Origin of the sequence: Bradyrhizobium manausense (assembly GCF_018129685.1) — a bacterium.
Taxonomy (GTDB): domain Bacteria; phylum Pseudomonadota; class Alphaproteobacteria; order Rhizobiales; family Xanthobacteraceae; genus Bradyrhizobium; species Bradyrhizobium manausense_D.
Window position 1 is genome coordinate 247,156 of the sequence record NZ_JAFCLG010000002.1, and the last position, 24,734, is coordinate 271,889.

Below are 24,734 nucleotides of genomic sequence, written 5' to 3' on the forward strand. Positions count from 1 at the left end.
GAAACCGGAAAATCGCCAAGTGTGGCTAAACGGTGATAGGATGACCAAGCCACCCGGGACCGCCCGAGTAAGGTTACCTCCGGCGCGGAATTTGCATTCTGACACTGGAGCGCTATCGTCCTGACGTAGAGGATTATCGTTCTTTTTTCAGACGCTTACGAAATTTTAGCGCGGGCCGCCAGCGATGGTCGTGCCCCCCGCCCTCCAAGGAAATAAGGCCAGGTGCTGCCATGAGTGCTGAAGGCCCGACCTCGTCGACCGAACTCCGGCCGCCACGGCGTCCCACGGTGATCAAGACGAATCAGCAGCAGGTCCTGCTGTATGTCGTGCTGACCCTGCTGCTGTCGCTGGCGACCGTCTGGGCGGGCCGCACCTGGCTGCACAATTCGGAGACGCTGACCTTTGCCGTCGGTACGCCCAACAGCGACGAGGCGCTGTTCGCGAACAAGCTCGCCACGCTGCTGAAGAACAACGGCTCGCGTTTCCGGATCAAGATCGTCAACAATCCTGACAGCGCCAAGGCGATCGCGCAATTCGATCGCAAGCAGGCCGACCTTGCCATCCTGCGCACCGACGCCAAGGTGCCTGGGCGAGCGCGCGCGCTGGCGCTGCTGGAGCATGATCTCGTGCTCCTGCTCGGCCCCGGCAACAAGAAGATCAAGTCGCTGGCCGAGCTGAAGAAGAAGAAGGTCGCGGTTCTCGCCGACAGCGATGCCTCGCTCGTCTTCGTCCGCAACCTCCTCGATATCGCACCTGACAGCCCTGACGCCGCGAAGATTCAAATGGCGCCGCAGGGCACGACGCTGGACAAGCTGCTCGCACCGGCCAGCAGCTTCAGTGCGGTGATCGCCATCGTCCACACCTCCAAGGCCGTACGCGACAAGGCCTATGAGCAGGTCGCCAAGCGCGGCGGCTTCACGCTGAATGCGATCGACGAGGCCAAGGCGCTGGCGCGCAAATTCCCGGGCATTTCCGATGAGACGTTGACGGCGGGCACACTGTCCGCCTCGCCCGAGATTCCCGACGACGATCTCGACACAATCGGCCTCGAATGGCTGCTGGTCGCGCAATCCAAGATGTCGGGAACCACTGCCGGCGATATTGCGCGCATCGTCTACGAGAACAAATCCGCGCTCGGGCTCGACAACGGTTTTGCGACCCACATCGAGCCGGCCTCCGTCGAGAAGGATGCCTTCGTGATGGCGCATCAGGGCGCGGCCGACTATATCAACGACGACACCAAGTCGTTCATGGATAAATACAGCGACATGATGTATCTGGGCGCCGCCGCGCTCAGCGTCATCGGCTCGATCTTTGCCGCGATCTACGCCAAAATCACCCGCATCGCGCCGGAAAAGGCCAGCGAACTCTCCACCGCCATCCTCTGCATCGGCGAAAGGATCGAGCATGCTACTTCTCTGGACCAGCTCGAATCTCTCCAGGACGAGCTCGAGAGCATCTTGCGGGGCGCGGTGATCGGCTTGCGTGACGGCACGATCAGTACCGACGGACTCGACACGTTCAAGCTCGGCTACGAATTTGTCCGTGACGACATCGGGATGCGTCGTGACTACCTGAAGCGCCATGCCGGCGAAATCGAGAAGCTCGCGCTTCCGCCGCCAGAAGACAGCAAGGTCGTGGTGGTTAAGACAGCTCAGAGTGCCTGATCTATCGATCCGCCCCTCAGAATTGGGCCCACGCGGCTTTTTAGGCGATCGCCGCCCCGGCTACGGAACCCGCTTCGGCCACGCAACCGTTGGGCTCTCAGCCACAATGGGAGAACGCACCCATGCGTATGCTCTCTTTCATCGTCCTGCTGGGAATGCTGGCTGCGGTTGGTTACTTCGCCTACTCGGCCATGGCGATCGGGGATGACCCGATCCCGACCGGACGTTACGTGGCACTGGCGTCGGGAGCGAGGTTTCTCCGTAGTTGTTGGCATCGGCTTGATGATGCTGCTGTTTTTGCACAGCCGCCGCGCCTATGACGAGCCGCCAAATTTCAAGTGACGGCTTGGCCTGCCCCGAAATTATCCACCTGAAACGAAGGCCAACGCCCATCGTTGACGGCCCCGGTGCGGGCATGCACTTTGGCGCGCAAGTCCCAGCCCGGGACCGCAAGAGCCTAGACTGAACCGTCATCCCGCATGCCCAAGCCGATGTTTCCCGCTCTGGCCCAGTTCGTGGCCGCTACAGCCGGCCGCAACATGACCAAGGCGGCCTATGTGGCCGTGACCCTCGGCGTGTTCAGCATGGCGCTTTTGACGCTCGACCCGGCCTATGAGACGGCGCACCGCTGGGTCGATTTCCTCCTGTGGGCGAGCCTCGTCTATTTCGTGTTCGAATGGCTGGTCCGGCTGCGCCATATGGCGCGGCAGGGACGGCTGGGGCTCTATATGTCCTCTTCCGCCGGGCTGGTCGACACCGTCGGAGCGCTGGCCGTGCCGGTCGCATTGATCCTCGGCGCCGAGCCCAAGACGGCCTGGCTGCTGAGTGTGCTCTGGGTGCTGAAGGTCGTGCCGGGCATTCCCGGCCTGCGCCAGCTCCGCCGCGTTCTCGTGCTGGAATCGGGGCCGCTGCTCAGCGTGCTCGTGATTTTCCTGATGGTGGTCTTCCTCGCCTCCGTCGCCGAATATTTCCTGGAGCGGGATGTTCAGCCGCAAACATTTGGCAGCGTGCCTGCCGCGCTGTGGTGGGCGGTCGTCACGCTGACCACGACAGGCTATGGCGACGTCGTGCCGGTCACGCCGCTCGGCCGCATGGTGGCAGCACTGGTGATGATCTCCGGCCTCGGCGTGTTCGGCCTGTGGACCGGTATTTTGGCGACCGGATTCGCCGCCGAAACCCGGCGCGACAATTTCCTCAAGACCTGGGAATCCGTCAGCAAGGTGCCGTTCTTCGCAGCGCTGGGCCCTGCGGCCATCGCCGACGTTACCCACATGCTGCGCACCATGGAGCTGCCGGCACGCACCATGGTCATCCGCAAGGGTATGCAGGGCGACTGCATGTATTTCATCGCGGCCGGGGGAGTCGAGGTCGACCTGCCCGGCAAGAAGGTGCAGCTCGGCGAGGGCGCTTTCTTCGGCGAGATGGCGCTGCTCGGCAACAACATGCGCGGCGCCAATGTCTCGACGACGAAAGTCTCGCGCCTGCTGGTGCTCGACCTCGTCGACTTCCGCGTGCTGATGGCGCGGCATCCCGATCTCGCCGAGACCATCGATGCCGAAGCGAAACGACGCACGCTCGAAAACAAATAGGTGGAGACGAGAATGTCGGACACAGCCGACACCGCAAGCAGCCCCGTGCTCGACATCAGTGGTGCACGCGCCACCATCCGTCTCAACCGGCCAAAGCATCTCAACCGGCTCCAGGCTGAGGATCTCGGCGAGTTGCTAAAACTGTTTGACCAGGTCGAGGCCGATCCTGCCATCCGCGTGCTGGTGCTGACAGGCACGGGACGAGCGTTCTCCGCCGGCTACGATCTCAATTCGGTCGCCGAGCGGGCGGTCAGCGCCAACGAGCAGCAGAGCGCAGGCTCGGCATTCGAAGTCGTCGTCAACCGCCTCGAGGATCTCGGCTTGCCGACGATCTGCCGGCTCAATGGCGGCGTTTATGGCGGGTCGACCGATCTCGCGCTCGCCTGCGATTTCCGGATTGGCGTCGATACCGCCGAGATGTTCATGCCAGCGGCACGGCTCGGGCTCCACTATTACAGCAGCGGCATCAAACGCTACGTGACGCGGCTCGGCGTGGACAACGCCAAGAAGCTGTTCTTGACGGCGCAGAAGATCACCGCGCCGGAGATGCTGCGGATCGGCTATCTCACTGCCATGGTCGCGGTGGAATTTCTCGACGAGGAAATCGACAGGCTCGCGGACATCCTCGCCGGCAACGCGCCGATCGCCATGCGCGGCATGAAGCGCGCGATCAACGAATTCGCCCGCGGTGAACTAGACGAGCGAGCTGCCGATCAGCGCCACCGCGACAGCATGCGCGGCGACGAGATCAAGGAAGGCATCAAGGCTTTTGCGGAGAAAAGGCCGCCGAGGTTTTGAAGATCGTGTGCAGCGGTTTGCTCATGCGCGACGCGGCCTCCCTACCTGCCCGCGACTGCAGCATGCTGCGCAGCCATTTCGTCATCAGCCGCACTGATGCGCTGGAACCCCGGTCGCGAGGTGATGCGCTCGGAATAGCGGACGAACACGTCCTTCTTGGGCACGATACCGAACATCATCGTCCAGGCGAACGCGACACCCCAAAGAATGTCCGCAGCCGTCATCCGTTCGCCGAGCAGATACGGCCCTTTCGACAGCTGCGCTTCGAGCGCGCCCAGCATGGTGTCGTAGTCGGCATACGGCGACTGCGTGATCGGCGCAGGCTCGCGCTTCATGAACTTGTCGATCAGCGCGGGCTCAAAGGAGGATCCGTAATAGGCAATCCAGCGCAGATAAGGACCGCGCAGCGGATCATTGAGTGCCGGCGTGAGCCCCGCCTGCGGGAACAGATCGGCAAGATAGATGAAAATTGCGACCTGCTCGGTCACGAGAGCCTCGCGATGCCTGACGGCCGGCACCTTGCCGAGCGGATTGATGGCGAGATAGGCCGGCTGCCGCTGTTCCCCGGCCTTCATGTTGAGGACGTGAAGATCATAGGGCGCCCCGAGCTCATCCAGCAGCAGCCGCGTGCCCATGGCCCGGCTCTGCGGCGAATAATACAGCGTGATGCGGTTGGGATCGGTCATCGTGGGTCTCCATCTGGCCAGCTGGCGATGGCCCGTCTTGTAACGGACCATACCTGACATCCTGTGTCAGGTATGGTCTAAGAGGCCATGCGCGCGAGCCGGATGTTATCGATCCTCACCACCCTCCAGGCCAAGGGGCAGGTCACTGCACCCCAGCTTGCCGAAGCCTGCGAGGTCTCGGTGCGCACGATCTATCGCGACATTGATGCGCTGGCGGCGTCCGGCGTCCCCGTCTATGCCGATCGTGGCGCGGAGGGCGGTTACCGCCTGCTCGATGGCTATCGCGTGCGGCTGAACGGCTTGTCGCAGAGCGAAGCGGGGGCGCTGTTCCTGGCCGGATTGCCAGGTCCGGCGGCAGCACTGGGGCTGGACGCCGCGATGATCGCCGCGCAGAACAAGCTGATGGCGGCGCTTCCAGCAAACCTGCGCGAAGACGCCGGCAGGATGCAGGAGCGGTTTCATCTCGACGCGCCGGGCTGGTTCGGCGAGCCGGAAGAACCAAAGCATTTGCGTATGATTGCCGGCGCAGCTCTCCGCGGCACGCTGATCAAGATCCGCTACCGGAGCTGGCGTGCCGAGAAGCAGCGTCGTGTCGCGCCGCTGGGCCTGGTACTGAAGGGCGGCAGCTGGTATCTCGCCGGTCAGGTCGACGGCAGCGTACGCACCTATCGCATCGCGCGTGTGCTCGACTGCACAGCGCTCGACGAAGGCTTCGATCGTCCCGCGGATTTCGATCTCGCCACCTATTGGCAAGACGCGACGCTGCGCCTCGAAGCCGAGATGCACCCCAATGTCGCGATCGTGCGGCTATCGCCGCTCGGCGTAAAACTGCTCGATGCGCTGAGCCAGCCTTACGTCAGGGCGCGCACGCAGATCGAAGACGTCGCCGATGGGGACGGTTGGCGCATTGCCAGAGTGCCGACCGGCAAGACCTCGTGGCACGCGGCGTCCGAGCTGCTCAGGTTAGGCGCCGAAGCCGAAGTGCTCGAGCCTGCCGATCTCCGCGAGAAGATGGCGCAGATGACGCAAGCGATGGCAGCGCGCTATCGCGCGGCGCGTAAAGCGCGATAGCGGCGCGTCCCACCGCAACCCGCGAAACAATCCTGAAACACGATTCTCGGCTCGCCGTGTGAACGCAATCACGCTTTGGCTCGACCGAGAAGCAGGGACAAAACAACGGCTACGCGCCACACTGGAGAATGAGAATGTTTCGTAAGCTTGCACTTGGTCTGATCGCCGCCGGTTCGCTCGGCGTTGCCGCTCTCGCGCCCACCGCCGCATCGGCCCACGGCTTCCACCACTATTGGGGTCCCGGCTGGGGCTTTGGTGGCATCTACGTCAACACCGGCATCAACAATTGCTACCAGGAACGCCTCATCCAGACCCGCCACGGCATGCGCGTCCGCGTCGTGAATGTCTGCGCCTACGGCATCTACTGAGAGCTCGCCTGAACCGACGAGCCCCGGCCGCTCCGCGACCGGGGCCTGTCGTTTCGAATTGAGCAGTCGCGTCGCGCGAAGGCTGCAAGCCGCCCCCGTGCGACAACCAACAGTCTCGCTACCAGCGCGCTGGTCGCACCGATTGTGCTGTTCCTTCTCATGGTCCGCGCTTGCGGCCATTGACCCCCGCGAACAGGGGCGTTTACCACCGCGTCCCAATTCAAGCGTTTCGCACGTTCGATCTCAATAATATCCTCCAACACAGCGGCCACATCTCACGCGAGCAGCGTCGGCAGATTTGCTGCAAGCGCCGGTCTCATTTGCGACCGCTGGTCCATCCAGGTTGTTCGCGCAGACACACACTCATTGCGTTGCGACACCCAGCTCTCGGCGCGCGCAAGTCTCAACGACGGACTGAAGAAATATCCCTGACCAGTGTCGCATCCGGCACGGCGGATTGCCGCAAGTGTATCGGCTGTCTCGACACCTTCAGCGACGACCTTCATGTTGAAGGCACGTCCCAATCCGACCGAAGCCTCGATGATCTTCATCATGTCTTCGTCCGCTTCGCAGCCGTGGACGAATGAGCGGTCGATCTTCAGCTCGCTGAATGGCAGCTTGGCCAAGGCAGCAAGCGAGGAGTAACCGGTTCCGAAATCGTCGAGGGCGGCGCCGATGTTCTTGAGACGCAGTCGCACCAGGATATCAGTGGCCAGGTCCACATCCGCCATGGCGGCGGTTTCGGTAATCTCGACGATGAGCGCATGCGCCGGCACCTGCTCCCGGCGAAGAACCTCCTCGATCCGTTCAGGCACCGTCAGGTCGGTTAATAGTAGTCCGGAGACGTTCACCGCGATCGTGAAACCGGGATAGCGATCAATCAGCGTACGTCCCTGCGAGATCGCAGATGCCAGGACGACCTCGGTCAATTCAGGCATCAGTCCGCTTTGCTCGGCGACAGGAATGAACGCGGTCGGAGAGATGATACCGAATTCACGCGTACGCCAGCGCGCGAGCGCCTCCGCTCCAACCGCCCTACCGCTTCCCAGTTCGACCTTCGGCTGGAATTCGGCGGCGAACTCGCCCTGCCGGATGCCAGCGGCAATCCGCTCCGGCGAGACATCGATCGCTGCGGAAGGAACGTCCGCCGCTACGCGCTGCCGCCGCGGCAACACCAAAATGTCCTTCAATTCATCCAGGTTCAGCGGCTTGCCGAGCGCGCCGACAACAGAAAGCCCTAACCCCTCCGCGACGCGCCTTGTGGATTTCAGAACGCGGCCATCACAGCCGCTAATGATAACAATCGACATGTCATGAAGCCCGCGTTCGGCAACGAACCGAAGCAGCTCGATGCCGTCGCGCCCGCCGAGCGAGAGGTCAACGGTCATCACGTCGAATACCTCTCGCGAGAGCATCGATTCGGCGAGCTCCAGCGACTGCACGACCAGGCAATCGTAACCATTCCTGGCAGCGATCTTGCCGATGACAGTCCGCTGCACCAGATCGTCGTCCACGACCAGCAACCGTCCGAGCGATTCGTCCGTCTGGCGGGAAAATCCACGCATCACGCAATCTCCATGTTCCTGGCCAGCAGGACTGATCTGGCAAACTCGGCGGTTTCATCAAATACCATCCTGAGCGTCACGCTCGCACTCCCGAGCTGCTCTGGTGTCATGCGTAACGCGTTCTGCTCGATACTAAACGCCAACTCCGACAATTCACGGAAGCCAAATGTCCCGGCGGAACTCTTAATGGAATGAGCCTCCTGCCGGACCAGCGCGGGATTCGGGGGCAAAGCACCGAGCGTGCAAATTTTGCCTTCCGTATCTTCCAGGAACGCCTTCAGCACCTCTGCTGCATCCTCCGCTCCGAGCTCGGAGACCAGCAGGCGGAGCGTGTCCTTCTCAAATGCCAAGTCTGCGGTCATGCGATGAGCTTCCTTTCGTCCGTAACGGGTCTTCGCCGCAGAGCCGCGGCGAGCTGATCACGTGTCACCGGCTTGGTGACGAAATCGTTCATGCCAGCGGCGAGACAGGCGAGTTCGTCCTGCCTCGTCGCATTGGCGGTGAGCGCAATGATGTGAATGTCTCGCGCCGGCGAGGATAGCCGTCGGATCGCGCGAGCTGCAGCGAGTCCGTCCATTTCCGGCATCATCATGTCCATGAAGACCAAGTCGTACCCCCCGCCTTCGACCGCTGCCACCGCTTTTGAGCCGGTATCGACGATATCTGGCTTCGAACCCAGCTTCTCGAGGAGCTTGCTGATCACGAACTGGTTCGTGATGTTATCCTCGGCGACGAGTACGCGCATCGATGCGACCCGCGGACCGAGCACAGCGACGGCCGATTCACAGCCGCTGGTCCGACCAACATCCGCTCTGCTCCGCACGGCTACCTCGACGGTGAATGAAAACGTGCTGCCGATCCCAACGGCGCTTTCGACCGAGATTTCCCCGCCCATGCAGGTCACGAGCCGCTTGCAAATTGCCAGCCCCAATCCAGTTCCGCCGAAGCGCCTTGAAATCGAGCTGTCGAGCTGCGAAAACTCCCTGAACAACATGCCGATGCAATCGGAGGGTATTCCGACGCCGGTGTCGCGGACAGCGAACTCCAATTTCAGCCGTCCTGATCCGGCTGGAAGCGCTCGCACCATCACCTCCACACTTCCTGTTTCAGTGAACTTGATGGCGTTTCCAATCAGATTGAACAGGACCTGACGAATGCGCGCCGGGTCACCCGTAATCATCGGCGGCACCAATTCACCGATCGTACAGGTCAAGCGCAGGCCCTTTTCCTTGGCGCGCAGCGCAAGCAGATCCACCACGGTGGATACAGACTTGCGGATGTCGAACTCGATGTGCTCCAGCTCGAGCTGATCCGCATCGAGCTTGGAGAAGTCAAGCACGTCGTTGAGAATCTGCAGCAGATAGTCCGCCGAGTCACGCAGTGTCGACGCGATCTGCTTCTGGTCGCGATCCAGATCTGTCGAGAGCAGGATATCCGCCATCCCGATGACGCCATTCATCGGCGTCCGGATCTCGTGGCTCATCATGGCGAGGAATTCAGACCGGGTGCGCGAACCGGCCTCGGCAGCATCGCGCGATTTCGCAAGACCGGTTTGGTAGCGCATGATCAGGATTGTCACGAGACATATCACCATGCTCAGCAAGACACCCGCGATGATGTCCTTGTCGCGATCGCGGCGATAATTCGCGTAGATCTCAGCCGTCGCCTGGCCGATCACGACCGCGAGCGGATATCCATCGACCTTGCGAAATGATAGCAGACGCTCGACGCCGTCCGCCTTGCTGGTTGCGACGTACGAGCCGCTCGAACGCTGGGCGAGAAATCCCAGCAACGGCCCTCCGCTGATCGACAACCCGATGGCGGATGGCCCACCAGCGCCGCGGGCACGCACGATGCCATCGAGCCCAACCAAGGATGCGGAGCCATCTCGTCCTATGTCGATCGAGTTGTAGAAGCGAGACAAATAGTCGGGGTCGAGCGAGACAACGACGACGCCATCGAAGCTGCCGTCTCTGGCGGTGATCCGGCGCGTCAGCTGGATCGACCACTTGTTCGAAACGCGCCCAAAGATCGGCTTGCTGATGAACAGGAAATCTTCCTGGCTGTCGGCGTGAACACGGAAATGCTCCCGATCATGCAGGTCGAGGCCCTTGATGGCGGGATCGATGTTGCTCGTGCGCATGATCCCGTTCTTGTCGATCAACACGACCTGAAAGGAAAAATCCGTCAGAAACTGGCTGTTCTTTGTCCAGAGCGAGAAATCGAAATTTGCGGGATCGCGTACGTAAGAGTCCCTCACGTAGAGCAGCGTCTGGTCGGCCGCGCGGATCGAGCGGATGATTTGCTCCTCGAAAGCGCGAGCCAGATTCGACCCATTTTGCAGGGCCGCCCGCTCCGTGCGCGACCGGTCTGCATCCGCGTTGTAGAGAATGCCCATCCAGACCAGCGCGATCGCCGCGCCGCCGAAGAGTGCGCTGCCATAGCGGCCGACCTGACGCGCGAATTGCTCGAGCATCTTGAGGCGCAACCGTTGTACCGCTGTGTCGGGGCTGGGCATGCCGTCTCCTTGCTGGAGACGTTAGGAAGGATGCCTAGACTTGTCGTGAAAAGCTTCTGCAAAAAGAGCGAGATTTTTTAAGAGCTCGCTAACCAGCGGCCATGCGTGCCGGGGTCAACCTCCAACTCATTGACGTTGCTGAGTTTATTTTCCCCGATTTTGCGGCCCTGGCTTGTCAGGGTATCCGAATGCGCGCCGCGACAGCATTTCGCGCTTAGCGTAATGTAAAGCTGCCTATCGAAAATGTGCAGCCCACGCGCGCAATGACCCGCGCCGATACGGGGACCGCAGACGGACCATTGCAAAGGGGGGCATGGCCCGTTAACGCGCCTCCAGATCCCGGCGAAACCAGGCCCAGGTCTCGCGCGTCGTTCTGATGTAGCCACGACCGCGATAGACGATCTCGCCGTCGACGATCTCGTTCAGCTTCGGCAATGCGTGGAACGGGATCGAAGGATAGGCGTGATGCTCGACGTGGTAGGGCATGTTCCACGCAATCCATTTGACGATCGCGCCGGTATAGGTGGTGCGGGTGTTCTGGAAAGCGCTGCGCGTGCGATCGCAGCCGGTGTGCTCGGCATAGAGATAGGGCCGCAGGAAGAACTGCCCGATCATCAGCGGCACGATCCAGACCCACAGCAAAAGAGCCGAGGAAAACCACAGCGAAAGCGCGAACATCGGCGCGTAGAGCGCAACATAGGCCCGCGCTTCTGCGACGATCACGGAGCGCTTGTTCTCGGGGATCCAGGGCACCACGACCTTGCCGGTGACGGCGTGGCCTAGCATCAGCCGCAGACGGCCGGCGACCTGGAGCAGGCCGCTATAGGCGATGGCGAGCTGCGTGTCGGATTTGGGCTTCACGCCGACGATCAGCTCCGGGTCTTTCGCCGGATCCTGGGTATAGCGGTGGTGGTCCCAGTGAAACAGGCAGTAATATTCGTAAGGCAATCCGATGATGAAGGCCGAGAGATAGCCGACGGCGAGATTGAGGCCACGGCTCCTGAACGCCGTCTTGTGCGCGGTCTCATGCACCGCCATGAAGAGGAAGGCGACGAGATAGCCCTGCATCACCATCAGCGGCACCGCCCAAAGCACACCGTAGCGTGAGGATACCATCCAGATCAGCGCGCCCATCAGCAGGATCAGGCCGTAGTGACCGAGGCTCTGCGCCGCGCCCCTGAGATTGGAGCGCGCGGACAATTCGCGCAGCAAGGCCGGGCTCAGCGGCTTGAGGCGATGGCCATGCTCGGAAACGGTCGCGTCAGTCATGACTGGGAACCTGCACTATTTGCCGAGAAGCGCCGCGACCTCGGCCTTGAGGAAGGCGTGGTCGGGCGGATTGTTGACGGGGTTGCCGGCGCGATGGCCGTGCAGCGACGGGATCGGATGCAGCGCCGCCGATTTCGCGTTGGTCAGCTTGCCGAGCTCGTCCTCGTTGTCGCGGACGTCGAAATAGCGATCGGTCGCGCCCGGCATCAGCAGGATATGCGCCTTGATCGCCGCCAGCGCGCGATCGAGATCGTCGCCGAACGCTTTGCAGCGGCTAATATCGCCGCGCTGCCAGATGCCGACCTGCGCCAGCAGATCATTGGCGTCGCGCCGGGCGAAAGCCCCGTCCCAGGCGCGGGCGAGATAGTCCTCCAGCGAGGTAAAGCCGGCTTCGCGCCAGAGCTCGTCACGATAGAAACCGTGCGACATCGCCCAGCCGGCATAGACGCGTCCCATGGCGCGATAGCCGGCGGTCGGTCTTTCAACGAAGCGGCCGTCGCGGAAGGCGGGGTCGCCTGACAGTGCGGCCTTTACACTTTCGAGGAACACGTAATTGTATGGCGCGCAACGCGCGCTGCCGCAAACGACCGCCACACGCTCGACCATATCAGGGTGCAGTGCCGCCCAGTGATAGGCCTGCATGCCGCCCATCGACCAGCCGTAGACCAACGCGAGCTTTGTGATGCCGAAGCGCTCGACGAGCAGCCGGTGCTGGATGGCGATCGCGTCGTGATAGCTAAGCTCCGGGAATGGCGCATCGCCAGAGTTCGATGGCGAGGAGGACAGGCCATTGCCGAACAGGTTCGGGATGATGATGAAATAACGCGTGGGATCGAGCACGCCTTCGGGCCCGATCAGCCATTCAGTGTCGAAATGCTGTGCGCTGAACGAGGTCGGATAGAGGATGACGTTGTCCTTCGCCGGACTCAGCGTGCCGTAAGTCTGGTAGGCCAGCTTCATCGCAGGGAACGCTGCGCCGGATTGAAGCGTGACCTCGCCAGCCTCGAAGACCTCATAGTCGCGCTGCCCGGTCATGCGTCCAACTCCCGCTTAGGCGGCCGCAGAAAACGCCCGCGGCGACAACGATGCATCGATCGTGCCGCGATCAATAACTGGACTACTAGTACACTTATTAGGAAGAAACAACGGCGATTTTGGCGGTCGCGCGGCTCAGGCGATCGCGGCGATGTATCGCTCCACCGATGCTGCGAACGCGGCCTTGGCGCCCGAGGCAACATTGCGGCCCCACCAGGCACCATAGATTCGGTCGAAGGCGAGCGGCTCAACCGCCGCAGCAATCCGCCGTACCGCCGCGGCATTGAGCGGCATGTAGTTCGGGTAGGAGTACATGAAGCTGACAAAGCGGCGGTCCATCGTCACCTGCGCGATATCGCCGGTGAGCAACGCGCCCTTGCCATCGGCACCATGCGCATCGTGCAACATGGTGGCCCCGGCGAAATGGCCGCCAGTGCGGAGCAGCCGCACATCATCCGAGAAACGATGGCTATCTCCTGTCCAGTGCACGATCGAAGCGTGCGGGCGCGTCACCCATTGGCGATCGTCCGCGTGCAGATATACCGGAATGCCGCCGAACGCTTCGCTCCAATCCGCGAGCGCACCATAGTAGTGGGGATGCGAGATCGCGATCGCTTTCAGCCCTCCAAGCGAGCCGACATGTGCGACCGCCTCCGGCGTTGCGAGCGGAATGCAGTCCCACATCAAATAGCCATCGCCGAGCGGCACCAGCAGCGCGCGTTGACCGATGGCAAAGCCCGGCTCGAGCGCGATGCCGGTCAAACCAAGATCGTCACGCCAGCTCAGACGGTGCTTGCCCGCTAACGCCTCGCGGGTGAGAAAGGTTTGCCCGTTCCACCCCACATATTGCCGTTCGTCCTCGCAGATCGGACACGAATGGGGCGGCTTCTCGCTATGCGGAAATTGCGCGCCGCAGGTTTCGCAGGTCCAGAGGGGCATGGGAGACTCCGTAGCGGGATACGGCACCCTATTGCCTCAAGCGCGTCGTTGCGAGTGCCACGACGCAACCCTGCGATGCGGCCGACGCCTTAGGGAAACTCCACCACGATCTTGCCGAAATGACCGCCCCGCTGCATCAGCCGCAGCGCGTCGGGCACCGCGTCGAAGCCGAACACCCGATCGATAACCGGCTTCATGGCGTTGCGCCCGATCGCGGCAGTCATGCTCTCGAACATCCGACGGCTCCCGACGGAGAGGCCGATGACATGCAAATTCTTGGAGAACAAGGTCGGCATCGCGATCTGCTGCGAGAAGCCGGAGAGCACGCCAATCACCAGTATAGTGCCGCCGACGCGCGCTGCCTCGAGCGATTGCGAGAACGTGTCCTTGCCGCCGACCTCGACGATATGGTCGACGCCGCCACCGCTCCACTCCGCCGCGGCCTTGCCCCACTCCTGCACCGAGCGATAGTTGATGGTGTGATCAGCGCCGAGCGCTCGGGCGCGTTCGAGCTTCTCGTCGCTCGACGACGTCACGATCACGCTCGCGCCGGCGAGCTTTGCGAATTGCAGCGCGAAGATCGAAACGCCGCCTGTGCCCTGTACCAGCACAGTATCGCCAGGCTGCACATTCGCTTCTTCGAACAGCGCTCGCCAAGCCGTGAGGCCGGCGCAGGGCAACGTCGCCGCTTCCGGAAATGACAGTTGCGAAGGAATCCGGCTGACGCCTTCGGCATCGAGCACCATCACCTCCTGCAACACGCCCGGCCGCGTACCGCCGAGCGCATAGCGGCGAGCCGCCGCGGATACTTTTCCGTCGATCCAGGACTGGAAGAACATTGGACAGACGCGATCGCCCAACGCGACGCGGGTAACACCCTCGCCTACGCCGACCACTTCGCCCGCCCCATCCGAGAACGGGATCAGCGGCAATCCGGTGACCCCGCCCTTGCCCTGGATCGTCAGCAGATCGCGATAGTTCAACGACGCTGCCTTGATCCGCACCGCGACCTGGCCGGGGCCGGGTACAGGCTCCGGCACATCCACCTGCTCCATCCCCTCGATCGACCAGTCGCGCGCGACCTGCCAGGCTTTCATGGCGATCCCTCCGCCTCAGGTGCCAAAATTCTTCTGGATCGCCTTGTCGAGCGTCTCGCCGCCGACGAAGCGCTGGCGCAGCTCGCGCTTGAGCAGCTTGCCGCTCGGATTCTTCGGCAGGCTATCTACGAAGATCACGCGCTTGGGGACCTTGAAATGCGCCATCTGACCGGCGCAGTGCTTGATAACGGTATCCTCGTCCAGCTTCTCGCCAGTCTTGACCACGACGATCGCGGTCACGGCCTCGATCCAGCGCGGATCTGGCAGGCCGACGACGGCGACCTCAGAGACCGCGGGAATGCGGTAGACCATCTCCTCGACCTCGCGGCTGGCGACATTCTCGCCGCCGGTCTTGATCATATCCTTGACGCGATCGACAACGGTGATGTGGCCTTCGTCATCGACGGTCGCAAGGTCGCCGGAATGAAACCAGCCGCCGGTGAACGCGGCCGCGGTCTTCACGGGATCGTTGTAATAGCCAGACAGCAGATGCGGCGAGCGATGCACGATTTCGCCGACTTCGCCGACCTTCACATCCTCCATCGAGGCATTGACCACGCGCGTCTCGACATTGAGCACGGGCTTGCCGGCCGATCCCGCCTTGCGCAACTGATCTTCCGGCCGCAGCACGGTCGCAAGCGGCGCGATCTCGGTCTGGCCGTAGAAATTCCAGAATTTCACATTGGGCAGGCGGCGCTGCAGTTCGAGCAACACCTCCACCGGCATGATCGAGGCGCCGTAATAACCCTTCTGCAACGTCGACAGATTGGTCTTGTCAAAGTTCGGCGAGCGCAGCATCGCGATCCAGATCGTCGGAGGTGCGAAGAACGAGGTGATCTCGTGCGCCTCGATCAGCGCCAGAATGTTGTCGGCGGTCGGCTTGCCGGTAATGACACCGGAGGCGCCGAGATACACTTGCGGCCCCAGGAACACGTCGAGCTGCGCGCAATGATAGAGCGGCAACGCATGCAGGAACTTGTCGTGGACGCTCATGCCGCCGTCGATGATACAGCTGACATATTGCCACATCACGGCTTCATGGGTCAGCATCGCGCCCTTTGGCAGGGATTCCGTGCCGCTGGTGTAGACGATCTGCACGAGATCGCGGCTGTCGACGGAGGCCTCCAGGAACGAGCCGTCCGCATGCAGGAGATCATCAAACGTCGTAAGGCCCGCGGGCGCCGTGGCGGGATCTTCGCCCGGCAGCCAGATCATCTTTTCGACCGCGCAGTCCTTGGCCGATGCGGCGCGGGCGGGCTCGACGAATTCCGGGCCAGCCGCGAGCAGCTTGGCGCCGGAGCTTTTCAGGATGAAATTGATCTCATCCGGATTGAGCATGAAATTGATCGGCACCAGCACGGCGCCGATCCGCGCGACCGCGAAGCGCAGTGCGGCGAAGGCGTGGGAATTCCGCGACATCACCGCGAGGCGATCGCCCTTCTTGGCGCCAAGGCCGAGCAGGCCGCGGCCGAGACGGTTACAGATCGCGTCCATCTCGGCGAAGGTCCAGCTCACGCTGCCGCAGCTCACCGCCAGCTTGTTCGGCTCGCGGCCCGCAGATCGGCGCAAGAGATCGCCGATGGAATGCTCGCGCGCTTTCGAGATGGTGGCTCCGATATCGCCCGACATGTTCGCTCCCCGGCAATCTTTCATCCGCGTACATGCCAGCCTTGATCGCCGCCATGCTCTTGCGTTTACGCGCTTTTCGCGTTTGCAAGAAGAGTATTCGGCGCAACTGGCCAGGTCAAATCAGCCAAGGTGCATTGCATCGTACGGAAAAACGAGCGAGCGCTCTCTCGGAAAATTCTGATCCGCCCCCTTTCCGAACTGCCACTCTCTGCGCTAGGAATAACGACAAGGGCGCAAAGCCCACGCCTGGATCAACAACAACGCTAAAACATCCGGGAAGAAATATGGGGAGGCAGCGTGACTCTCGCGCGCCGACGACCTTGGACGAATGCGTTCGCGACGGAAGCGCTGTGCACGCGCATTCTGGAACGTCATCGCGCCTCTATCCGCGTGCAGAAGCCGCGCATTGCCGTCGCAAATCTGACACGCATCATCGGCGCCACTCTCGCACTCGCGAACAAGCAGGGTTTTCACGCCACCACACTGCGCCAGCTTGCGGAAGCCTCGGGCCTCAGCATGGGCGGCCTCTACACCTATATCGACAGCAAGCCCAGGCTGCTCTCGATGATCCTCAGTGAGGTCGCGGCAACGGCGACCGAGGTACTGACCGCGCCTCCCGACGAAGTCAGGAATGACGCCCACAGGCACCTCGAATGGATCATCGCGACCCACATCCGCATGAGCGAGGCGATGCAGCCCTGGTTCGTGTTCGCTTTCATGGAGGCCAAGTCCTTCCCGCCGGCGGAACGGCAGCGCGCCATCGACATGGAAGCCACCACGGAGAGGATCATTGCCGACGTGCTCCGTCAGGGCGTCGCCAGCGGCGCCTTCACGATCGATCATGTCGGGCTCACAGCGTCGCTGATCAAGCCGCTTCTGCAGGACTGGTACGTCAAACGCGCCAAGTATCGCAAACGCGGCACATCGATCGACGGATACATTGATGGCGTCGGCAGTTTCGTGAGTGCCGCCATATCGCGCGGAAACCGCAACAGCGGACGTGCGCCCGCCGGAGCCCGGGCAAGACCAAAGCAGATGGCGCAGCCGTAGATCGCAGGAAAGACCAGACGATGAAGCGTTTCCGGTTTAATCAGCAAGAGATCGTCTTCGCCGTCTTCGCTCTGCTATTTCTTGTGTTCTCGATCTTCCTGAACGGTTTCCTGACGACGGAGAACATGCTGACGCTGCTTCAGAACGTGGCAGTGCTCGGCATCCTCGGCCTCGCCATGGCGATCGTCGTGATCGGCCGCGGCATCGACATCTCTCTGATCGCGGCCCTCGCGGTGCCGCCCGGGCTGGTGCTTCAGATGGTGCAGAACGGCCACTCGCTGCCGTTCTCGCTGCTAATCGCCCTGCTGCTCACGATTGCCTTCGGCCTCGTCAACGGCTGGCTGATCGCCTATGCCGAGGTGCCTTCGCTGTTTGCGACGCTCGCAACAGGCCTGTTGCTGGCCGGACTCGGGCAAGCCGTGCTGTTCCAACTCGACGTGGTGCAATGGAGCCGAGGCATGGACGGCTTCGAGCGGCTCGGACAGGGCACCATCTTCGGCATTCCCACCTCGATCGTGATGTTTGCGATCGCCTGCATCGTGGTCGCCTTCCTGCTGCGCCAAACCCGCTGGGGCGCCTATATCTATGCAATCGGCGACAATCCCTACGCTGCGCGTGTCACCGGCATTCCTTCCCGCCCGATCATCGTGCTGCAATATGTGATCGCCGCGCTGATCGGCTGCTTCGCCGGTCTCGTGATGGCCGCATCGGTCAATTCGATGCCGACCCGAGTTTTCAACTCGACTCTGATCTACGACGTGATCCTGGTAGTCGTCCTCGGCGGTATCGGTTTGTCCGGTGGCCGTGGCGGCGTGCTGAACGTCATCATCGGCACGCTGTTGATCGGCACCATGCTCAACGGCATGACGATCATGGACATTTCTTACGCCGGGCAGAACCTCATCAAAGGCGTAGTCCTGCTGCTCGCCGTCATCACGGACTCCTTCCTGAATCCGCGCAACGAGGAAACGGCACAGCAAGGCGACATCTAAACGACCGACAAGAACGACAACGACAACCAAGGAGGAAGCTATGAAGACACTCGGCCACCCGACCAGAGCGACCCTCGCCGCACTGGCACTCGCGGCACTGACCGGACCGGCTCTCGCGCAGCAGGGCCTCGACGAGCCGTTCCAGAAGCCATTCAAGGACGCACTGGCCGGCAAGACCGTGGCTTATGTTCCGGTGGCGATGAATTTCGACCTCACCGAGGGCTGGTACGCCGGCCTCAAGAAGGAACTCGAGCCATACGGCGTCAAATTCGTGATCCGCGACGCCAACTGGAACACCAATGCCGGCGCCCAGGCCGTGACCTCGCTGATCTCGGAGAAGCCTGCGGTGATGGTCGTGCATAATCCAGACGTGCAGACCTACGCCAAGCTGCTGCAGCGCGCCGAAAACGAGGGAATCTTCGTTATCCAGATCAATATGGGTTCGGCCTACCGCAGTTCCGCCTTCGTCGGGGCCAACTGGGTCGAGATCGGAGAACGCCAGACCGAAGGCGTGGTCAAAGCGTGTGAAGGCAAGTCGAACAAGATCGCAATCATCCAGGGGGCGCTCTCGGCCGCCGCAAGCGCCTATACGCTCAAGGGCGTCGAGAATGTGCTCGCCAAGCATCCCGAGATCAAGGTGGTGTCGAGCCAGGCTGCCGATTGGGATGCTGCCAAGGCCAAGGCGATCACGCAAACGGTGCTGAAGCAGAATCCCGATCTGTGCGGCATCGTCGGCTTCTGGGATGGCATGGACATCGGCACCGCAGCCGCGGTGAAGGAAGCTGGCCTCACCGGCAAGGTGTTCCTGGCGACATCGGGTGGCGGCGAACGCAAGGGCGCGTGCGAGCTGGTCAAGTCCGGCGCATTCGATCTCAACATGAGCTACGACGTGCCGACCCAGGCGGCACAGATGGCGGGCACGATCAAATGGCTGCTGTCGTCGGGTGCCAAGCCAGGCTCGATCAAGGGTTCGGAATACACGACGCTGATTCCGATCACCAAGGAAAACGCCGACAGCCAGACGGCGTGCTGGAATCTCAGCGACCTGAAGAAATAGTCCGCGCTGATGCTCGTGGTCCCCGGGATCAACGTCCCGGGGGCCTCGCTCTCAATCGTTTTATTGCCGAGTTGGAATGCTGATGCGCGACACAATCACAAGCCTGCGTTACCGCTACTGGCCTGATCATCTGCTCGGTGAAATCCTCTCCAAGCGATGGACCGAGACAGCCATCCCGGTCATCCTTCTCCTGATCGTCGGCTTCGCGTTCAGCCGCTCCATCGACAATTTCCTGTCGCCGGCGAGCCTCGCCGACACCGCACGCCAGGCCGGAGAGATCGGCTTCATTGCGCTCGGGCTCGCGCTGGTCGTCATCGTCGGCGGCATCGATCTTTCGGTCGGCTCGATCTTCGCGCTGACGGATTTTTGCGCCCTCTATCTCCTCGACGTCGCGGGCTGGCCGGTTCCGGCGGTCGTGATCGCCACGCTGCTTTGTGGAGCGATGCTCGGGGCCATCAACGGCATTCTTGTCGGTTATCTGCGGCTGCGCGCCTTCATCACCACGCTGATCACGCTGATCATCTACCGCTCGGCCTACGATCTGTTGATCCAGCGTTACTCCAACGCGATCGCCTCCGCCTTCCCCGATATCCCGTCATGGGATTTCATCGGCGCCGGCTCTGTCCTGGGCATCCCGACCGTAGCGCTCGCCTATATCGTCATCGCCATCTTCGGCCACATCTTCATGACCCGGCTGCGGCCGGGATGGCATATCACCGCGATCGGCGGTTCGCGGCGTTCGGCGTATAATTCGGGCATCCCGGTTCGCCGCACCATCGCGTTGTGCTATGTCGCAAGCGGCGCACTGACCAGCGTCGGCGCGTTGTTCTTCGCCTCGCGGCTCGGCACCGTCGGAGGCGATATCGGCGTCGGATTGGAAGTGATCGTGCTGACCGCGACCGTGCTCGGCGGCATCACGCTCGGCGGCGGCAAGGGCTCAGTCGCCAAATCGGCGGTGGGCGTGCTGATCGTGCTCCTGATCACCAACGGCCTCACCACCATGAACGCACGCGGCGGCGTCAATCGCATGGCGCTGGCCGGTATCCTGCTCGTCGCCGCCATGGTGGACATCCGCTGGCAGAAGAACCGGACCCGCATCATCAGCAAGGTCTATGTCGCGCCGACCTACCACGAATTGCCGCCTCCGCCACCGACGGAGATCGGACAGGGCGGGCCGTTCGAGCAGAACGACAAGCTGCGCGACGTCGAGGCGATCGGCCTTGGCCGCATCGAGGCGCCGGAGGACGTCATCCTCGATCGCCACGACAATCTCTACGCCGGCTCTCGTCACGGCGACATCATGCGCTTCCTGGCGCCCGACTATCAAAAGATGGAAGTATTCGCTCATATCGGCGGCCAGCCGCTCGGCATGGCCTTCGACCGCGAGGACAACCTCTATGTCTGTATCGGCGGCATGGGGCTCTATCGCATCAAGCCTGATGGCACGGTCGAGAAGGCAACTGACGAGACTAACCGCAGCATGCGCTCGGTCAACGACGACAGCCGTCTGCGGCTCGCCGATGACCTCGACATCACCGATGACGGCCTGATCTTCTTCTCCGAGGCGACAGTCCGCTACGAGATGGACGAATGGCCGATCGACGGCCTCGAGGCACGCGGCAACGGCCGCATCATCTCCTACGACACAAAGACCGGCACGACTCGCACCGAGCTGCGCGGCCTGAAATTCCCCAACGGCATCTGCGTGGCCAGTGACGGCCAGTCGATCCTGTTCGCCGAAACCTTTGGCTGCTCGATCAAGCGCTATTGGTTTGCGGGCCCGAAGAAGGGCGCGGTCGAGGTCGTCATGGATAATCTGCCGGGTTACCCCGACAACATCAACCTCGCTTCCGACGGCAATTACTGGCTGGCCCTGGTCGGCATGCGCAGCCCGGCGCTCGACCTCGCCTGGAAGATGCCGGGCTTTCGCCGCCGCATGGCCAAGCGCGTGCCGGTCGACGAATGGCTCTTCCCCAACATCAACACCGGCTGCGTGGTCAAGTTCAACGAGCAGGGCAAGATCGTCGAATCGCTCTGGGATCTGCACGGTGAGAACCACCCGATGATCACTTCGATGCGCGAGCATCGCGGCTATCTCTATCTCGGCGGCATCCTCAACAACCGGATCGGCCGCTACAAGCTCGACAAGGCCGATCCGAACTTCGTCCAGTATGACAAGCGATGGGGGAAGGCCTCGTGATTGCAGCCGTCAGGGACTTTACCAATCGTTTCCTCGGGCGGGGCGACGCCACCATCACCGTGCCGTCCTTCGACGGCGCGCTGAAGCCCAACCAGAAGCTGGAAGCGGCTGAAACCTTGTTGACATGCGAGGCGCCGGAAGACCTCGCGACCGATGGAAGCAACCTTTTCATCGCCGATGGCCCGCGGCTGATGCGCCTGAACGGCGCCACGGCATCGCAGGTACGCAGCTTCGAGCAGCCGATATCTGCGTTATGTGCGCTTCCCGGCGGCGGCCTTGCCGTCACGCTTCGAGGGCGCGAGGTTCGGCTATACACAAGCCCTTCGGCGGAGCAGCCGAGCGCGACATTCACCGATGCAGCGTTCAACGCCATCAACGCGCTCGCGCTGGCGGACGACAATACGCTTATTGCAACGGACGGCTCGGCGACGTCAGGCGTCGACGATTGGGCGCGCGACTTGCTCGAGCTGAATCGCAGCGGCCGCGTGTTCAAGCTCGATCCCGGCGCCAAGACCGTGACGCGCCTGGCCGCGGGGCTCGGGCATGCCTTCGGCGCCTGCGCCCATGGCAGCGCCATGCTGGTCAGCGAGAGCTGGCGCCATCGCCTCGTTCTCGTCACGCCCGGCGCATCGCCCAAGATCGTGCTTGCTCATCTTCCCGTCTATCCGTCACGGCTGTCGAAGGCTTCGGGCGGTGGCTATTGGCTCACGGCCTTCACCGCGCGAACCCAGCTCGTCGAGTTCGTGCTGCGCGAGCCCGGCTACCGCCGCCGCATGATGGCCGAGATCGATCCAGCCTATTGGGTTGCGCCTCGGCTGCGATCCGGGCGCTCGTTCAAGGAGCCGATGCAGGGCGCGCACATCAAGACCATGGGCGTCATCAAGCCGTGGGCGCCGCCGCGTTCCTATGGCCTCGTCATCCGTCTCGATGCCGACGGCCAGCCGCTATATTCGCTGCACAGCCGGGTCGACGGAATCAATCACGGCGTCGTCGCGGCTGTCGAGCTGGGCGGCGATCTCGTCCTGATTGCCAAGGGACCGGGCCGCGTCCTGCGACTGCCGCTTGCCGGCCTTGCCGAGGAGTTTCGGACATGAGCGACATCGCACTCTCGCTGCGCAAGGCGACAAAGCTCTATGCCGGCGTACCCGCCATCGACGGAGTGGACTTCGACCTTCGCCGTGGCGAGATCCACGCACTGGTCGGCGAGAACGGTGCCGGCAAGTCCACCCTGACCAAAGTGATGGCGGGCGTGGTGACATTGACCTCGGGAACCATGACGGTGGATGGCGCTGAAGTCGCGCCGAAGACGCCGCTTGAGGCACGTAATCTCGGCATCGCCATGGTGTTTCAGGAGAACAGCCTGGTGCCGACCATGACCGTCGCGCAGAATTTGTTTCTCGGGCAGGAGAAGTTCTACAACCGCCTGCGCGGCATCTACATCGCTGCGCAGCAGTTTCTGCAATCGCTCAATTTCGACGTCACACCGACAGCCACCGTCAGCGGCCTGGGAGCTGCCAAGAAGCAGATGGTCGAGATCGCACGTGCGGTGCTGCACCGCGCCAAGGTCATCATCTTCGACGAGCCGACCGCATCGCTCACGCCCGAGGAAAAGAAATACTTCTTCGACCTCGTTCGCGACCTCAAGAAGCGCGGCGTCTCGATCGTCTTCATCTCGCACGCGCTCGAAGAAGCGCTGTTCCTCGCCGACCGCATTACGGTGCTGCGCGACGGCAAGCATGTCGTCACCGACGATGTCGGCAGGTTTGACCGTGCCGCGATCGTGCAGGCGATGGTTGGGCGCGACCTCTCCAACACGCTCTATGGCGCGCGCAAGAGCAGCGTGCGGCCGGCCGGCGAGCGGGTGCTCACGGTGCAGAATCTGAAGATGGCGCCGATGGTGAAGAACAATTCGTTGTCGGTATTCGCGGGCCAAATCACCGGCGTGTTCGGCCTCGTCGGCGCTGGCCGCACCGAGACGTTCAAGATCGTTGCCGGCGTGCTCAAGCGCGACTTCTTCCACGGCGGCGAAATCCTGCTGCGCGACCAGCCGGTGCGTTATCGGGTGCCAGCACCGGCGGTTAAGGCCGGCATCGCCTATGTCACGGAGGATCGCAAGGTCGAGGGCTTCTTCGAGACATCCTCGATCGCGCGCAACATCTATCTCGGCCTGCTATCGAAGTTCCCGCGGGGCCGGATGCTGTTGTCGCGGCGGGAAACGGAGGCTGTCGGCAGGACCTGGGTCGAGCGGCTGAAGGTTCGCGCCATCAGCAACGAGGGCAAGGTGGTCGAGCTGTCGGGCGGCAATCAGCAGAAAGTCGTCATCGCCAAGTCGCTGGTGCAGGAACCCGACCTGATCATCTTCGACGAGCCGACCCGCGGCGTCGACGTCGGCGCCATCGTCGAAATCCACGAACTGATCAATCGGCTCGCCGACGAGGGCAAGGCGGTCGTGGTGATCTCGTCCTATCTGCCGGAAATCATGGCGCTGTCCGACCGAATCCTGGTCTCGCGCCAGGGCAAGGTCGTTGAAGAGTTTTCCGCGCTGGAGGCGACGGAGGAGAAGATCATGTACGCGGCGATCCACTAAAGCGCGATGAGATTGGGTTGAATCGTCATCGCGCTTTGAGTTCTTGCTTGAGCATGATCTTTTCGGAAAATCGCCGCACACTTTTCCGGATCATGCTTTAGAGGCCGCACCTACGGCTTGTGCCCCTTCTGACGCAGCGCTTCGGTGAGGCGCTGTTTCAGTTCGTCGACAGCTTTCTGGTTCGCGTCCTGGCCGATCTGCGCACTCGCTTGCGCCAGCGCATCCGATTTCTCCAAAAGCTTCCGGCCCGCAGGCTGGGTATAGAACGCCTCGATCTGGCGCAACTCGTCCACGGTGAAGCTGGCGGCATAGAGCGCGGCGATCTGGTCGATCATGGCGGCGGCGAAAGGTGCGTAGATCGCGGCTCCCGGCGCAGTCAACGCGTCATAATCTTGCTCGATCTCCGGCCTGTCCTGCGCAACCACGGGTCTCAGTTTGAGCATGAGCTGCGGCAGAGCCGCGCGATACTGATCCGCGATCTTCAGCGTGGCGACGAGTTTGCGCGCGGCATCCATCGCCTCGGGCGACGGCGCCTGCGCCTGCGCCGCGTTGCAGACGAGAAGCAGAAGGGCGCCGGCAATCGTCAACAAGAATCTCGACATGCTTCTCTCCCGAAA

General features: G+C 62.4%; 22 protein-coding genes. 12 read left to right on the forward strand and 10 right to left on the reverse strand.

Annotated elements, in window-relative coordinates:
* The first annotated feature begins 230 nt into the window (after window positions 1-230).
* The 4 genes from JQ621_RS08815 (at window position 231) to JQ621_RS08830 (ending at window position 4,054) form a co-directional block, all read left to right on the forward strand.
* A complete protein-coding gene (locus JQ621_RS08815; RefSeq protein ID WP_212234050.1) occupies window positions 231-1,667 on the forward strand; it encodes a TAXI family TRAP transporter solute-binding subunit in 1,437 nt (478 codons plus the stop codon).
* A gap of 122 nt (window positions 1,668-1,789) precedes the next feature.
* Window positions 1,790-1,987 (forward strand): hypothetical protein, encoded by a 198-nt coding sequence (locus JQ621_RS08820; protein WP_249124977.1) that lies wholly within the window; start codon window positions 1,790-1,792, stop codon window positions 1,985-1,987.
* 159 nt (window positions 1,988-2,146) lie between these two features.
* Window positions 2,147-3,256: a cyclic nucleotide-gated ion channel gene (locus JQ621_RS08825; protein ID WP_212234051.1), complete on the forward strand. Its 1,110-nt coding sequence runs from the start codon at window positions 2,147-2,149 to the stop codon at window positions 3,254-3,256.
* A 12-nt stretch (window positions 3,257-3,268) separates the two neighbouring features.
* Window positions 3,269-4,054 (forward strand): enoyl-CoA hydratase/isomerase family protein, encoded by a 786-nt coding sequence (locus tag JQ621_RS08830; protein WP_212234052.1) that lies wholly within the window; start codon window positions 3,269-3,271, stop codon window positions 4,052-4,054.
* Window positions 4,055-4,095: 41 nt separating this feature from the next.
* On the opposite strand, the gene JQ621_RS08835 is transcribed toward JQ621_RS08830, so the two are convergent.
* Entirely contained in the window at window positions 4,096-4,740 is a 645-nt protein-coding gene (locus tag JQ621_RS08835; protein WP_212234053.1) for a glutathione S-transferase family protein, read from the reverse strand.
* An 87-nt stretch (window positions 4,741-4,827) separates the two neighbouring features.
* Here JQ621_RS08835 and JQ621_RS08840 point away from each other — a divergent pair, with 87 nt between their 5' ends.
* Both JQ621_RS08840 and JQ621_RS08845 read left to right on the forward strand, forming a co-directional pair.
* Complete coding sequence (locus JQ621_RS08840; protein WP_212234054.1) at window positions 4,828-5,811, forward strand: helix-turn-helix transcriptional regulator; 984 nt, start codon at window positions 4,828-4,830, stop codon at window positions 5,809-5,811.
* A 134-nt stretch (window positions 5,812-5,945) separates the two neighbouring features.
* A complete protein-coding gene (locus JQ621_RS08845; protein WP_212234055.1) occupies window positions 5,946-6,179 on the forward strand; it encodes a hypothetical protein in 234 nt (77 codons plus the stop codon).
* A gap of 275 nt (window positions 6,180-6,454) precedes the next feature.
* Here JQ621_RS08845 and JQ621_RS08850 read toward each other — a convergent pair whose 3' ends face one another.
* The 8 genes from JQ621_RS08850 to JQ621_RS08885 form a co-directional block, all read right to left on the reverse strand.
* Window positions 6,455-7,744: an EAL domain-containing response regulator gene (locus tag JQ621_RS08850; RefSeq protein ID WP_212234056.1), complete on the reverse strand. Its 1,290-nt coding sequence runs from the start codon at window positions 7,742-7,744 to the stop codon at window positions 6,455-6,457.
* Window positions 7,744-8,106, reverse strand: coding sequence for an Hpt domain-containing protein (locus JQ621_RS08855; protein WP_212234057.1), 363 nt, complete (start codon window positions 8,104-8,106; stop codon window positions 7,744-7,746). The genes JQ621_RS08850 and JQ621_RS08855 overlap by 1 nt, the downstream gene beginning before the upstream one ends.
* A complete protein-coding gene (locus JQ621_RS08860; RefSeq protein ID WP_212234058.1) occupies window positions 8,103-10,262 on the reverse strand; it encodes a hybrid sensor histidine kinase/response regulator in 2,160 nt (719 codons plus the stop codon). Before JQ621_RS08860 ends, JQ621_RS08855 begins: the two co-directional genes overlap by 4 nt.
* 321 nt (window positions 10,263-10,583) lie before the next feature.
* Window positions 10,584-11,531, reverse strand: coding sequence for a fatty acid desaturase (locus JQ621_RS08865; protein WP_212234059.1), 948 nt, complete (start codon window positions 11,529-11,531; stop codon window positions 10,584-10,586).
* A 15-nt stretch (window positions 11,532-11,546) separates the two neighbouring features.
* Entirely contained in the window at window positions 11,547-12,566 is a 1,020-nt protein-coding gene (locus JQ621_RS08870) for an alpha/beta fold hydrolase (protein WP_212234060.1), read from the reverse strand.
* Between the two features lie 135 nt (window positions 12,567-12,701).
* Window positions 12,702-13,505: an MBL fold metallo-hydrolase gene (locus JQ621_RS08875; protein ID WP_212234061.1), complete on the reverse strand. Its 804-nt coding sequence runs from the start codon at window positions 13,503-13,505 to the stop codon at window positions 12,702-12,704.
* Window positions 13,506-13,594: 89 nt separating this feature from the next.
* Window positions 13,595-14,602, reverse strand: a complete 1,008-nt coding sequence (locus tag JQ621_RS08880; RefSeq protein ID WP_212234062.1) for a zinc-dependent alcohol dehydrogenase family protein — start codon at window positions 14,600-14,602, stop codon at window positions 13,595-13,597.
* Window positions 14,603-14,617: 15 nt separating this feature from the next.
* Complete coding sequence (locus JQ621_RS08885) at window positions 14,618-16,231, reverse strand: acyl-CoA synthetase (protein ID WP_212234063.1); 1,614 nt, start codon at window positions 16,229-16,231, stop codon at window positions 14,618-14,620.
* Between the two features lie 297 nt (window positions 16,232-16,528).
* Between JQ621_RS08885 and JQ621_RS08890 the strand changes: the two genes are divergently transcribed.
* The 6 genes from JQ621_RS08890 (at window position 16,529) to JQ621_RS08915 (ending at window position 24,117) form a co-directional block, all read left to right on the forward strand.
* Entirely contained in the window at window positions 16,529-17,281 is a 753-nt protein-coding gene (locus JQ621_RS08890) for a TetR/AcrR family transcriptional regulator (RefSeq protein WP_212234064.1), read from the forward strand.
* A 20-nt stretch (window positions 17,282-17,301) separates the two neighbouring features.
* Window positions 17,302-18,273, forward strand: a complete 972-nt coding sequence (locus tag JQ621_RS08895) for an ABC transporter permease (RefSeq protein WP_212234065.1) — start codon at window positions 17,302-17,304, stop codon at window positions 18,271-18,273.
* Between the two features lie 40 nt (window positions 18,274-18,313).
* Window positions 18,314-19,330, forward strand: coding sequence for a sugar ABC transporter substrate-binding protein (locus JQ621_RS08900; RefSeq protein WP_212234066.1), 1,017 nt, complete (start codon window positions 18,314-18,316; stop codon window positions 19,328-19,330).
* A gap of 76 nt (window positions 19,331-19,406) precedes the next feature.
* Window positions 19,407-21,530 carry an ABC transporter permease gene (locus tag JQ621_RS08905; RefSeq protein WP_212234067.1) on the forward strand — a complete coding sequence of 708 codons (2,124 nt, stop codon included), beginning with the start codon at window positions 19,407-19,409 and terminating at the stop codon, window positions 21,528-21,530.
* The gene (locus JQ621_RS08910) at window positions 21,527-22,624 is read left to right on the forward strand and encodes an SMP-30/gluconolactonase/LRE family protein (protein ID WP_212234068.1); all 1,098 of its coding nucleotides are present in this window, start codon (window positions 21,527-21,529) and stop codon (window positions 22,622-22,624) included. The genes JQ621_RS08905 and JQ621_RS08910 overlap by 4 nt, the downstream gene beginning before the upstream one ends.
* Window positions 22,621-24,117: a sugar ABC transporter ATP-binding protein gene (locus tag JQ621_RS08915; protein ID WP_212234069.1), complete on the forward strand. Its 1,497-nt coding sequence runs from the start codon at window positions 22,621-22,623 to the stop codon at window positions 24,115-24,117. Before JQ621_RS08910 ends, JQ621_RS08915 begins: the two co-directional genes overlap by 4 nt.
* A 110-nt stretch (window positions 24,118-24,227) precedes the next feature.
* On the opposite strand, the gene JQ621_RS08920 is transcribed toward JQ621_RS08915, so the two are convergent.
* Window positions 24,228-24,719: a DUF2059 domain-containing protein gene (locus JQ621_RS08920; RefSeq protein ID WP_212234070.1), complete on the reverse strand. Its 492-nt coding sequence runs from the start codon at window positions 24,717-24,719 to the stop codon at window positions 24,228-24,230.
* Window positions 24,720-24,734: the final 15 nt, after the last annotated feature.